Source organism: Cyanobium sp. N5-Cardenillas (assembly GCF_024345515.1).
Lineage (GTDB): Bacteria > Cyanobacteriota > Cyanobacteriia > PCC-6307 > Cyanobiaceae > Cyanobium.
In genome coordinates, this window is the sequence record NZ_JAGQBG010000079.1 from 1 (window position 1) to 12,177 (window position 12,177).

The 12,177-nt window shown below is 69.1% G+C and carries 13 protein-coding genes and 1 tRNA gene; 6 read left to right on the forward strand and 8 right to left on the reverse strand.

Going from position 1 to position 12,177, the window contains the following annotated elements:
• Positions 1-7: 7 nt before the first annotated feature.
• Together KBZ04_RS08035 and KBZ04_RS08040 are read left to right on the forward strand one after the other, a co-directional pair.
• On the forward strand, positions 8-1,204 hold the full coding sequence (locus tag KBZ04_RS08035) for an NAD-dependent epimerase/dehydratase family protein (RefSeq protein ID WP_254991441.1): 1,197 nt from the start codon (positions 8-10) through the stop codon (positions 1,202-1,204).
• 10 nt (positions 1,205-1,214) lie between these two features.
• Complete coding sequence (locus tag KBZ04_RS08040) at positions 1,215-2,351, forward strand: glycosyltransferase family 4 protein (RefSeq protein WP_254991432.1); 1,137 nt, start codon at positions 1,215-1,217, stop codon at positions 2,349-2,351.
• Positions 2,352-2,369: 18 nt separating this feature from the next.
• Here KBZ04_RS08040 and mrdA read toward each other — a convergent pair whose 3' ends face one another.
• The 5 genes from mrdA to cbiD form a co-directional block, all read right to left on the reverse strand.
• Entirely contained in the window at positions 2,370-4,151 is a 1,782-nt protein-coding gene (gene mrdA, locus KBZ04_RS08045; protein WP_254991433.1) for a penicillin-binding protein 2, read from the reverse strand.
• Positions 4,151-4,561, reverse strand: coding sequence for a hypothetical protein (locus KBZ04_RS08050; RefSeq protein ID WP_254991434.1), 411 nt, complete (start codon positions 4,559-4,561; stop codon positions 4,151-4,153). Before KBZ04_RS08050 ends, mrdA begins: the two co-directional genes overlap by 1 nt.
• Positions 4,562-4,613: 52 nt before the next feature.
• Positions 4,614-5,255 (reverse strand): hypothetical protein, encoded by a 642-nt coding sequence (locus KBZ04_RS08055; RefSeq protein WP_254991435.1) that lies wholly within the window; start codon positions 5,253-5,255, stop codon positions 4,614-4,616.
• A gap of 64 nt (positions 5,256-5,319) precedes the next feature.
• Positions 5,320-6,939: a glutamine-hydrolyzing GMP synthase gene (gene guaA / locus KBZ04_RS08060; RefSeq protein WP_254991436.1), complete on the reverse strand. Its 1,620-nt coding sequence runs from the start codon at positions 6,937-6,939 to the stop codon at positions 5,320-5,322.
• A 48-nt stretch (positions 6,940-6,987) separates the two neighbouring features.
• Positions 6,988-8,121 (reverse strand): cobalt-precorrin-5B (C(1))-methyltransferase CbiD, encoded by a 1,134-nt coding sequence (cbiD, locus tag KBZ04_RS08065; RefSeq protein ID WP_254991442.1) that lies wholly within the window; start codon positions 8,119-8,121, stop codon positions 6,988-6,990.
• 80 nt (positions 8,122-8,201) lie between these two features.
• Here cbiD and KBZ04_RS08070 point away from each other — a divergent pair, with 80 nt between their 5' ends.
• The 3 genes from KBZ04_RS08070 to KBZ04_RS08080 all read left to right on the forward strand — a co-directional run bounded on the left by KBZ04_RS08070 (position 8,202) and on the right by KBZ04_RS08080 (position 10,023).
• Positions 8,202-9,353 (forward strand): pyridoxal-phosphate-dependent aminotransferase family protein, encoded by a 1,152-nt coding sequence (locus KBZ04_RS08070; protein WP_254991437.1) that lies wholly within the window; start codon positions 8,202-8,204, stop codon positions 9,351-9,353.
• Between the two features lie 68 nt (positions 9,354-9,421).
• Positions 9,422-9,889: a hypothetical protein gene (locus KBZ04_RS08075; RefSeq protein WP_254991438.1), complete on the forward strand. Its 468-nt coding sequence runs from the start codon at positions 9,422-9,424 to the stop codon at positions 9,887-9,889.
• A gap of 62 nt (positions 9,890-9,951) precedes the next feature.
• Positions 9,952-10,023, forward strand: a tRNA-Gly gene (locus tag KBZ04_RS08080).
• A 241-nt stretch (positions 10,024-10,264) separates the two neighbouring features.
• Here KBZ04_RS08080 and KBZ04_RS08085 read toward each other — a convergent pair.
• From KBZ04_RS08085 to KBZ04_RS08095, 3 genes are all read right to left on the reverse strand, one after another.
• Positions 10,265-10,492 carry a hypothetical protein gene (locus KBZ04_RS08085; protein ID WP_254991444.1) on the reverse strand — a complete coding sequence of 76 codons (228 nt, stop codon included), beginning with the start codon at positions 10,490-10,492 and terminating at the stop codon, positions 10,265-10,267.
• 226 nt (positions 10,493-10,718) lie between these two features.
• A complete protein-coding gene (locus tag KBZ04_RS08090) occupies positions 10,719-10,970 on the reverse strand; it encodes a hypothetical protein (protein ID WP_254991439.1) in 252 nt (83 codons plus the stop codon).
• A 50-nt stretch (positions 10,971-11,020) separates the two neighbouring features.
• On the reverse strand, positions 11,021-11,335 hold the full coding sequence (locus KBZ04_RS08095) for a hypothetical protein (protein WP_254991440.1): 315 nt from the start codon (positions 11,333-11,335) through the stop codon (positions 11,021-11,023).
• 81 nt (positions 11,336-11,416) lie between these two features.
• On the opposite strand from KBZ04_RS08095, the gene KBZ04_RS08100 reads away from it, so the two are divergent.
• On the forward strand, positions 11,417-11,938 hold the full coding sequence (locus tag KBZ04_RS08100) for an AbrB family transcriptional regulator (RefSeq protein WP_254991443.1): 522 nt from the start codon (positions 11,417-11,419) through the stop codon (positions 11,936-11,938).
• Positions 11,939-12,177: the final 239 nt, after the last annotated feature.

Below are 12,177 nucleotides of genomic sequence, written 5' to 3' on the forward strand. Positions count from 1 at the left end.
GTCTGGGGTGAAGGTTCTCGTTCTCGGCGGCGACGGCTTCTGTGGTTGGCCCTGTGCCGTGAACCTGGCCGAAGCCGGACATGACGTCGTCATCGTCGACAACCTGAGTCGGCGCAAGATCGACATCGACCTGGGCGTCGAGTCGCTCACGCCGATCGCCACCATCCAGGACCGCCTGCGGGCCTGGGACCAGGTGGGTGGCCGCACGATGACCTTCGTGCACCTCGACATCGCCCGGGAGTTCGACCGGCTGCTGGAACTCCTGCGCAGCGAGCGCCCCTCGGCCATCGTCCACTTCGCCGAGCAGCGGGCCGCCCCCTACTCGATGAAGAGCAGCGCCACCAAGCGCTACACCGTCGACAACAACGTCAACGGCACCCACAACCTGCTGGCGGCCATCGTCGACAGCGGCCTCGACGTCCACATCGTGCACCTCGGCACCATGGGCGTCTACGGCTACGGGTCCCACCGCGGCGCCACGATCCCGGAGGGCTACCTCACGGTGGAGGTGCCCCAGCCCGACGGCACCTGCTTCACCGAGAAGATCCTGCACCCCACGGATCCGGGCAGCGTCTATCACATGACCAAGACGCTGGATCAGCTGCTGTTCTTCTACTACAATAAGAACGACGCGATCCGGGTCACCGACCTGCACCAGGGCATCGTCTGGGGCACCAACACCGACCTCACCCAGCGGGATCCGCGGCTCACCAACCGCTTCGACTACGACGGCGATTACGGCACGGTGCTGAACCGCTTCCTGATGCAGGCGGCGATCGGCTATCCCCTCACCGTGCACGGCACCGGCGGCCAGACGCGGGCCTTCATCCACATCCGCGATTCGGTGCGCTGCGTTCAGCTGGCCCTGGAGCACCCCCCCGAGCCCGGCGAGAAGGTCAAGATCTTCAACCAGATGACCGAGAGCCACCAGGTGGGTGAACTGGCCCGCAAGGTGGCAGCCCTCACCGATGCCGAGATCAACTACCTGCCCAACCCGCGCAAGGAAGCGATCGAAAACGATCTGATCGTCGACAACCGCTGCTTCATCGAGCTGGGCCTCAAGCCCACCACCCTCGATGACGGCCTCCTGGCCGAGGTGGTGGACGTGGCCCGCCGCTGGGCCGACCGCTGCGACCGCTCCAAGATCCCCTGCGTCTCGGCCTGGACCCAGCGCCAGGCCGAAGCGATCAAGGCCTTCGCCTGATCACCCGCCTGTGAAGATCGCCTTTTTCACCGAAACCTTCCTTCCGAAGGTGGATGGCATCGTCACGCGGCTCACCAAGACGGTGCAGCAACTGGTGGCGGCCGGTGATGAGGTGCTGATCTTCTGCCCCGAGGGAGCCCCCGAGTCGTACATGGGCGCCAGGGTGGTGGGGGTACCGGCGATGCCGCTGCCCCTCTACCCCGAGCTGAAACTGGCCCTGCCGCGGCCGGCGGTCTCCGAGGCACTGGATCGCTTCGGGCCCGATCTGGTCCACGTGGTGAACCCCGCCGTGCTCGGCCTGGGGGGCATCTGGCTGGCCCGCAGCCGCGGCCTGCCGCTGGTCGCCAGTTACCACACCCACCTGCCCAAGTACCTGGAGCACTACGGCATGGGGATGCTGGAACCCCTGCTGTGGGAACTGCTCAAGGCCGCCCACAACCAGGCCCAGCTCAATCTCTGCACCTCCACCGCCATGGTGGAGGAGCTGGCCTCCAGGGGCATCCAGCACACGGCCCTGTGGCAGCGCGGCGTCGACACCGACCTGTTCCGCCCGGAACTGGCCTCCGCCGCCATGCGCCAGCGGCTGCACGGCGGCCACGACGACACCGGCCATCTGCTGCTGTACATCGGCCGGCTCTCGGCGGAGAAGCAGATCGACCGGATCCGGCCGGTGCTGGAAGCGATGCCCCAGACCCGCCTGGCCCTGGTGGGGGACGGTCCCCACCGCCAGCAACTGGAGCGCCATTTCGAAGGCACCGCCACCACCTTCGTGGGCTACCTGGCCGGTGAGGAGCTGGCCTCCGCCTATGCCAGCGGTGATGCGTTCCTGTTCCCATCCAGCACCGAAACCCTCGGCCTGGTTCTGCTGGAGGCCATGGCCGCCGGCTGCCCGGTGGTGGGGGCCAACCGGGGCGGCATCCCCGACATCGTCAGTGACGGCGTCAACGGCTGCCTCTACGACCCCGACCAGCCCGCCAGCCTGCCCACCGCCGTCAGACGGCTGCTGGGGGACCCGGCCGCCCGCCGCCAGCTGCGCCTGGCCGCCCGCGAGGAGGCCGAACGCTGGGGCTGGCCCAGCGCCACCGCCCAGCTGCAGAGCTATTACCGCCAGGTGCTCAACCGGGGCCGGCTGCAGCAGGTCGCCTGAGGCTGCGCCAGAAGCTGCTCAGCCTGCCTTGGGCGCCGCCGGTGGTTTCTCGCCGCGGAACCAGACCGTCATCAGGGCCTTCACCATGGGCGCCGCCACCGTGCCGCCGTACCCCCCGGAGTTCTCGCCGAAGGCGACGATCACCAGGGTGGGCTTGGCGGTGGCCGGGGCATAGCCGCCGAACCAGGCGTGGTCGGGACGGGGGGGGTCCTCTGCAGTGCCGGTCTTGCCGGCCACCGGCGGCAGGCTGGGGTCGTTGAGGATCGTGGCCGTGCCGGTGGTGACTGCCTGGCGCAGGCCGGCATGCAGCACCCGCAGGGTGGCCGGCTTCAGCCCCAGCCACTTGCGGGGGTAGTCGCGCTCCACCAGGTGGGGGGTCACCAGCCAGCCGCCGTTGGCGACGGCCGCATACAGGCGGGCCATCTGCAGCGGGGTGACGGTCACCGCGCCCTGGCCAATCGAGGAGGTGATCGTGTCGACCGGGGTCCAGGGTTCGCCGAGCACCTCCTTCTTCCAGGCCGGATCCCCCAGCAGCCCGGGGGATTCCTCGGCCGCCAGCTCACTGCCGGTGCGGCTGCCGTAGCCCATGCGGCGGGCGGCCTTGAACAGCTCGTCCGGACCGACCATCAGCCCCACCTTGTAGAAGAAGCTGTTGCTGCTCACCCCCAGGGCGAAGGGGAAACCGATGCTGCCGAACGAGCCGTGGTCGGCATAGCACTGGCCGTAGTAGCAGAAGGAGCCCACCGTCGGCACGGTGGAATTCTCGTTGAGCTTCCCAGACTCGATGCCGGCGATCGTGGTGACGATCTTGAAGGTGCTGGCCGGCGGGAAGCCCTGGAAGGCCCGGTTCAGCATCGGCGCCTCCGGCCGGTTGAGGCTGTTCCACTGGGCCGTGGTGGGGCCGTCGGAGAAGATGTTGGGATCGAAATTGGGCCGGCTGGCCATCGCCCGCACAGCCCCGGTCTGGGGGTCCATCGCCACGATCGCCCCCTTGCTCACCCCGTCGAGGGCCTTCTCCGCCGCCCGCTGCAGATCGAGATCAAGGGTGAGGCGCAGATCCTTGCCCGCCTTGGCGGGCTTGTCCCCCAGCACGCGCTGCACCTGACCCTCGGCATTCACCTCCAGCTGCTGGCCACCCCACTCCCCACGCAGGTGGGTTTCATAGACCTTCTCCAGTCCGCTGCGGCCGATGCGGTCGCTGATGCGGTAGCCATGGTCCTTGAGAGCGGCGTACTCCTCCTCAGTGATGCTGCTGGTGTAGCCCATCACATGGGCCCCCAGGCTGCCGTCGGGGTAGGCGCGCAGCACGTCCTCGGACACCTCCGCCCCCTGCAGGGAGCCGGCCTGCTCCCGGAAGCGCAGCACCTGCACCGGCGTGAGCGACAGGGCGAGGGGGATGCGGAAGCCCTCGGCATTGGCGCCGCTCCTGCGCTGGGCCTCGAGCCGGTCGGCGGGGATCCCCAGCAGGGTGGCGAGCCGGTCGCGCAGCCCGGGCCAGCGAAGGTCGTCGACCTGGAGGGGCTGGAGGTAGAGGTTGTAGGTGAGGCGATTGGTGGCCAGCACCCGGCCCTTGCGATCCAGCAGCCGTCCCCGCACGGGGTTGCGCGGCAACAGCCGGATCCGGTTCTCATCGGCCATCGCCCGGTTCTCGGCCCCATGCAGCAGCTGCAGCCAGGCCAGCCGGCCGAGGATCGCTGCCAGGATCAGCAGCATGAAGGTGACCAGAAGGGCGGCCTGGTGCCCCGTCCCGGTGTGGCGGGTGCTGGAGGCGCCGACCCCGCCGCCGACAGCGCGGACCATCAGGCGATCCGGCTCTGGAGCAGGGCCAGCCGCTCCTCAATGCGCGCCAGGGCCGCCAACAGTTCGGCCGGGTCCGCGGGGGTGGGCGTGGCTGGGGTGTCCCAGACGGGGGGGGGCGCCTCGGGCCCGCTGACGACCTGGACGTCCTCGGCGTCGACGTCGCGCACCTCCACCTTCATCACCGGGTTGCCCAGACCGGGCTGGAAGCGGTCAAGGTTCTCCCGCACCTGGCTGGCCGCGGGTTCACCCTCCTGACGCAACTGGCCGAGGGGATCGGCACTGCTGCCGTCGAAAGCGGCCAGCACTTCAGCCGGCCCCCCCCTGCGGGCCCGCTCCACCACCGCGAGTCCCAACGGCAGCACGTCCTGCATCAGGGCCAGACGCAGGGAATCGAGAGGATCGGCAGCCATGACGTCGCCAACGGGACCTGGCCTCTCAGTCTGACGTGCCGAACGGCCCGCTTCAGGGTGCGGGACGCTGCACCCCGGGAGCGACGATCACCTGGCTGCAGAAGCGGGTGCTGCCGAGCCACCAGCCCGCGCCGACCGCCAGCACGAGCAGGACGCTGAAGGGCAGCAGCGCCTGGCGGGTGCCCTCGAGGGAGAGCCACTCCATCCAGCCCCGCAGCAGGCGGTCACGGTCGAAGCGGCGCCGCTCCCGCAGGCTTTCCTTGCCGCGACGGTCGAGGGCCCGGGCCACCCAGCGCTCGAAGGCCTTCTTCTTGGTGACCGCCATCTTGCGCTCCACCTCCAGCAGGTGGCCGGCGCTGAGGTCGGGGTTGAAGGTGCTGATCAGCTCCAGGCTCTTGAGGAACATCTCGACCGCCCCCTCCTTCACCGCCAGGTCGGCCGGCTCCAGGCCGTCCCAGTCGAGTTCGGGATAGAAGCGCAGGCGGTTGCTGCGGATCTGCTCCTCCGGCAGCTGGCCGGGCTCGCGCAGCCAGCGGTCGGTGTTGGCATCGAAACGACGCCAGTAGAGGAAGGGATTGAGGAAGACGGTCTTGCCGGCCAGCAGGATGCTGTCCTGCTGCAGGCGGCGGTGCAGCTGGGGGTCGTGCTCAGCCCCGGCAGGGCTGCCAGCAACGACGGGGGAGACGGAAGGCACGGAACAAACGGCCGGGCGCCGACGTTATCGAAGTTGGCCCCCGGGGGCCAGCCTGGGGACCCGCCTACTCCCACTCGATCGTGCCGGGGGGCTTGCTGGTGATGTCGAGCACCACCCGGTTCACCCCCCGCACCTCGTTGACGATGCGGTTGGAAATCAGCTCCAGCAGGTCGTAGGGCAGGCGCGACCAGTCGGCGGTCATGCCGTCCTCGGAGGAGACGCAGCGCAGCACGATCGGATAGGCGTAGGTGCGCTTGTCGCCCATCACCCCGACGCTGCGCACCGGCAGCAGCACGGCGAAGGCCTGCCAGATCTCGTCGTAGAGGCCGGCGTCGCGCACCTCCTCGCGCACGATGAGGTCGGCGTCCCGCAGGATGTCGAGCTTGTCGTCGGTGACCTCCCCCAGGATGCGGATCGCCAGGCCGGGGCCGGGGAAGGGGTGGCGTCCGACGATCTCCTGGGGCAGGCCCAGGCTGCGTCCCACCTTGCGCACCTCATCCTTGAACAGGCGGCGGAGCGGTTCCACCAGCTTGAACTGCAGATCCTTGGGCAGGCCGCCCACGTTGTGGTGGCTCTTGATCTTCACCGCCACCCGCTCGCCGGTCTTGGGGTCCACGTTGGTGCCGGCCGATTCGATCACATCCGGATACAGCGTGCCCTGGGCCAAATAGTCGAAGGGGCCGAGGCGGCGGCTTTCCTCCTCAAACACCCGGATGAATTCGGTGCCGATGATCTTGCGCTTCTCCTCGGGATCGGTGATGCCGGCGAGCTTGGAGATGAAGCGCTTACGGGCATTGATGTACTCCACGTTGATGTGGAACTGGCGATCGAAGAAATCCATCAGGAACTCCGGCTCGCCTTTGCGCATGAAGCCCTGGTCGATGAACATGCAGGTGAGGCGATCGCCGATCGCCTGGTGCAACAGGAAGGCCAGGGTGGAGGAATCGACCCCGCCCGAGAGGGCCAGCAGCACCTTTTTCTCGCCCACCTGGGCACGCACCTCGCCGATGGCCTCGTCAATGAAGGCAGCCGTGGTCCAGTCGGGGATGCAGCCGCAGATGTGATAAACGAAATTGCGGATCATCACCATGCCGCCGGTGGAGTGCACCACCTCCGGGTGGAACTGCACCCCGTACAGGCGGCGGGCGTGATCGGCCACCGCAGCCTCGGGGGTGTTGTCGGTGTGGGCGAGGCGCACGAAGCCGTCCGGCAGCGACTCCACCGAATCGCCATGGCTCATCCACATCGTCGAGCCACTGTCGACGTTGGTGAGCAGATCGACCGGGTCGTCGACATGGAGCGGCGCCTTGCCGTATTCGGCCCGGCCTGCCGCCACCACCGATCCGCCCAGGTGCTGCACCATCAGCTGCATGCCGTAGCAGACCCCCAGCACCGGGATGCCCAGGTCCCACAGGCCGGGGTCGCAGGAGGGGGCCCCCTCCTCGTAGACGGAACTGGGACCGCCGCTGAGGATGATCCCCTTCGGGGCCAGGGCCTTCAGCTCCGCGGCGGTGGTGGCGTACCCCATCACCAGGGAGAACACCTCCGTTTCCCGCACCCGGCGGGCGATCAGCTCGGAGTACTGGGAACCGAAATCGAGGATGACGATGGCCGGGGGACGGCGGGAACCGCTGGCATGGTCCCGTTCCGAACCCGATGGAGCGGTCTGCGGCGTTTGGGACATCGGCTCGAAGGCGGCCAGGGCCAGGGCCCGGTAATCGGTGCCTGCACCCTAGGTCGCGCCCCTGAAACGCTCCATCAGAGCGACCCCCACCGGACCGCAGACCCTCACCTGGCGGCCGCGGTCGAACAGGGCCGCCCCCACCGCGATCGGCGGGGCGCCATGGCTGGCCAGGTAGCCCTGGCAGCGGCTTTCGATGGCGGCGGCGATGCGGGCCCGCAGGCGCCCGGCCATTTCCGGATCGGCCTGCTCCAGGCCGGCCAGGGCGGCCTCCACCGTGGCGGCCCCATGCAGGGCGGCGAGGGTGACGCCGGTAGCCCCCTCCAGGGCGGCCAGGGCGGTGAGCACCTCGGCGCGGCCATCGGCCAGGTGGTGGTGGGTGTGGAAGATACCGCCGGCCAGCTTGATCAACTTGCCCTGGTAGCCGAACAGCAGCAGCCTCTCCACCCCCGCTTCAGCGGCCGCCACCAGCACCGGCCCGAGCCAGTTGCCCGCCTTGAGCAGCAGCTGCGGTGGCAGTCCCAGCCGCGGGGCCAGATCGAGGCCGTTCTCACCGATGACCAGCACCAGGTCGCCGTCGGCCCCCGGCGCAGCCACCCGCCCGGCCAGCTCGGCCAGGGTGCGGGCGAGCTGGTCCGGGTCGGCCCCGGCCTGCACCTCGGCCTGGGTGCCGATCAGGGCCAGCCCGTCCACCACCCCGAAGGCGGCGTTGCTGGTGCGCTCCGCCAGGCGGCGGCCGTCGGGGAGCACCAGGGTGAGCCCCAGCCGGCGGCCGGAGGGCACCAGGGGCCGCAGGTTGGCCTCCAGCAGCTGCAGGGCATAGGCGGAGAGGCAGGCCTCCCCGGTCGCCGCGTGGACCCCCACCCCCTCGCCTGGCTCCAGCTGGAGCCAGGGCCCGTCGCCGGGGAGCCAGCGGGCCAGCACCCAGACCACCAGGCCGCGGGTGAGGTCGAGGCCCTCGCCCGGATCACAGCAGCTTTCCCCCAGGGCCAGCCCCTCCCCCAGCGACGCGGCGGCCCGCACCGGGATCGGCACCACCCCCGATGGCTGCAGGAGTTCCAGGGCCACCGAGGCGCGGAACGGCTCCCCCTGCAGGGCGCCGAGGGCGGCGCGGGCCGCCGCCGCCAGCCACACCGGCAGGGTGAAGCCCCGCGGAGGCGCGGAGGGGGGGCGCAGGGAATCGATGGCCGGCGGGAACGCTGTTTTTTATGGTGGTCGATCGCCTTGCCTTCGCCGGGCCCGCGCTCCTTCGTTCCCCTCCGCTCATGCAGGACAAGCTCACTCTGATGATCCCCGGCCCCACCCCGGTGCCGGAGACCGTCCTGCAGGCCATGGCCCGCCATCCGATCGGCCACCGCAGCGGCGATTTCCAGAAGATCGTGCGGCGCACCACCGAGCAGCTGCAGTGGCTGCACCAGACCAGGGGCCACGTGCTGGTGCTCACCGGCAGCGGCACCGCGGCGATGGAGGCGGCGATCGTCAACACCCTCAGCCGCGGCGACAAGGTGCTCTGCGGCGACAACGGCAAGTTCGGCGAACGCTGGGTGAAGGTGGCGAAGGCCTACGGGCTGAACGTGGAGGTGATCAAGGCGGAATGGGGCCAGCCCCTCGATCCGGAGGCCTTCCGCGCCGCCCTCGAAGCCGACACCGCCAAGGAGATCCGTGGTGTGATCCTCACCCACTCGGAAACCTCCACCGGGGTGATCAACGACCTGCAGGCCATCGCCGGCCATGGGAAGGCCCACGGCACGGCACTCACGATCGCCGACTGCGTCACCAGCCTGGGGGCCTGTGATGTGCCCATGGACGCCTGGGGCGTGGACGTGGTGGGCTCCGGCTCCCAGAAGGGCTACATGATGCCGCCGGGCCTGAGCTTCGTGGCCATGGGCGAGCGGGCCTGGACGGCCTACGAGCGCTCCGATCTGCCCAAGTTCTATCTGGATCTGGGCAAGTACCGCAAAGCCGCCGACGACGACAGCAACCCCTTCACCCCGGCGATCAACCTCTACTTCGCCCTCGAGGCCGCCCTGGGGATGATGCAGAAGGAGGGTCTGGAGGCGATCTTCGCCCGCCACGACCGTCATCGGCGCGCCACCCAGGCGGCGATGAAGGCGATCGGCCTGCCGCTCTACGCGGCCGAAGGCCATGGAAGCCCGGCGATCACGGCGGTGGCTCCGGAGGGCATCGATGCCGAGGTTCTGCGCAAGCAAGTCAAGGAGCGTTTCGACATCCTGCTGGCCGGCGGCCAGGACCACCTCAAGGGCAAGGTGTTCCGCATCGGCCACCTGGGCTTCGTCTGCGACCGCGACGTGCTCACGGCCGTGGCCGCCATCGAGGCCACCCTGCAGGCCCTGGGCCTGGCCAAGGCGCCCACCGGCGCGGGCGTGGCGGCGGCGGCGGCGGCCCTGGCCGGCTGAGCAACACAACGGCGGAGTGGCGGGGCAGTGAGGGACGAATTAAGTTCGTCGTGAACGCTTTTGACGCCATGACCCTCGCTGCCCTCAGGCGCCTCCCCCTCGCCGCCGCCCTCTGCCTGGGCCTGGCGACCGCCGGTTGCCAACGCGCCGACCTCACCCAGCAGACCCAGAAGACCGAAGCCAGGATCTGTACTGAGCTGACCACGGTGAACCAGGCCCTGGAGCAGGTGGCCGCCCTGACACCCACCTCCACCGTGGGCGAAGCGAAGGCGGCCCAGCAGAAACTGGAGCAGTCGATGGTTGCCCTGCAGACCTCCGAGAACCAGCTGCAGAAACTGCGGGTGGAGGCTTTCCGCAAGGTGCTCGAAGGCTTCCGTGGGGAGGTGGCCACAGCCTCCGCCAACAAGACACAGACGCTTGAGCAGGCCGCCAACGAACTGAAGCCCAAGGCCCTGGCGGTGATCGCCGCCCGCAGGGCGCTTTCCGCGGCCGTGCAGTGCGAGGAGCCCGCGGCGGCGGCCCCCAGCAAGCCCTGACAGGCGAAGCGCTGGCTCCGGGCGTCACTCGGACGCTCGGAGCCTTGCTAGTGTGATGGGATGCGGGTGTAATTCAGTGGTAGAATGTCAGCTTCCCAAGCTGAACGTCGCCGGTTCGAATCCGGTCACCCGCTTGATGGATAACTGACGAGAGATCAACTGAGAAGCAGTCAACAGTGTGAGGTTGATTGCATGTTTCAGGCATAGGGCAGCTCTGTTCACGCCTCCCGCCATGGGGGGCGATCCCGGCTCAAACCAGCCCCCAGTCCCTGATTGAGCACCGCTCAGCCGTCGAGGGCTGCCAGGCCAGCCGGATCCAACCGAAACACCTCGCCATGCCACCAGGGCGGTCGGCAGACCTGGAGCAAGCTGCGTTCAGGCGCGGGGTTTGATCAGCTGCAGCACCTGCAGACCGAGACCGCCGGCACGCCGTTCGCAATCAAGGGCCTCCAGGATCGCCCGCGCCGAGGCTTCAAGATCACCTTGTGTGGCCGCCACACGCGCCTGTTCGTTGAGGGTGGCCGCCTGGAGCAGGAGGCGCTGGCGAGCGGTGGGATCGGACAGCGGCGAGACGCTGGACCTTGCACGTAGTGGGGTTTCCAACGTCAAAGTGACGGGGGCAGACGGGCTGGAGACAATCATGGCCGGCGAGGATGTCGCAGCATCAAAGACATTCACAACGGGCCAGTTGGAGTCCAACAGTCCGCTTCGTATTGGAATCTTACTGCACAAGATATCGTCCAGAGCCGACAGGAGGTACCTGGCCCAGAAAAGAGATGATTGGGGAGGTATTGAATGGGCTCGCCCCTGATCGTCGCCTGGGATCCGATCAGGTGCCGGGTTCCTCCTGATTGCCACCCAGGGCGGCGATCTGCGAGCGCAACTGGTCGGAGCGCTGCAGATCGCCGCGGGTGAGGGCGACGGCGAGGGCGAACTCCAGCTTTTCGAGCTGGTGGTCTCCTTCGTCCAGGGAGTGGCGGCGTAACTGGCAGTGGGGGGCAGGAATGGCCGCCCGTGGGGCGGGGTTCTGCCCGTGGAGAGGGCTGAAGGAGGACTGGTAAGGGGAAGTGGGGAAGGCCATGACCCGCTTTCTTTTCATTTTGACACCCCTGACCAGGGGGGTGTGTGGCCTCAGGCGGCGGAGTGGTAGGGAACGTCGTCGATGCTGGCGACCACAGGGGGTGCCTCGGAGCTGACGCCGATGTCCAGCAGATGGCGGCAGTCCTGCAGCAGACGCTCGACGTTGTCGAGGCTGGCCAGTTCTTCCGGCTCCGGGCGGGCCTGGTTCGACGCCTGCAGCTCCATTGCCGCCAGACGCTGCTCCAGGGTCACCAGGCGCTGGGAGAGGGCATGGATGGTTTCGGCGAGATCTTCGGCATTGCGGCTGATGCGGAACGACACCGAGGCGGGGGCCATGGCGGGGAAAGCAACGGGGCTGTGCCGCATGACAACACACCCGGGCGGCCCCCTCAAGCATCCGCGGCAGCGATCTCCCAGAGTGGGTCCTGCTGATCGGTCGCCATGGCGATGCACCAACCCTTGCATCTGTTGCTATACGTCGTGGCGGGACTCGCCGGCGGCCTGCTGGCCCTGCGCACCGGCATCCCGGCGGCTCCGCTCGCCGGGGCCCTGCTGGGGGCCGCCCTGGTCAGCGTGACGGGCCGGCTCGAGGTGGCCCAATGGCCGGTCGGTACCCGCACCCTGCTGGAAATCGGCATCGGCACGGTGATCGGCACCGGCCTCACCGGCACGGCCCTGCTGGAGCTGCGTCAGCTATGGCGGCCCGCCCTGTTGATCACGGTCACCCTGGTGGTCACCGGCCTGGTGGTGGGCCTCGGCTGCAGCCGCCTGATGGGCGTCGACCCGGTGGTGGCCCTGCTGGGGGCGGCCCCGGGGGGGATCAGCGGCATGAGCCTCGTGGGGGCGGAGTTCGGCGTGGGGGCGGCCGTGGCCAGCCTGCACGCGGTGCGCCTGATCACCGTGCTGGTGATCCTGCCTCTGGTGGTGAAGCTGGTGCTCCCCGCCACCGCCGCCCCGCCAGGCGGCTGACCACCCTGGACAGCCGCGCAGGGGTCGATACGTTGGGCCACCTTGTTCTTCCCTTGCGGTCCGATGGCCTCACGCCACTTTCTCCTTCGCCGACTGGGCCCCCTCGCCCTGGCGGCGGCCGCCGGCCTGCTGGCCACCGCCGGCACGGCGCCGAGCGCCTATGCTGGCAACGACCACGAGGGGCCCGGGGGCAAGGGCGCCCAGGTGTACTGCTTCATGCGCAACAACGGCAACGTCCA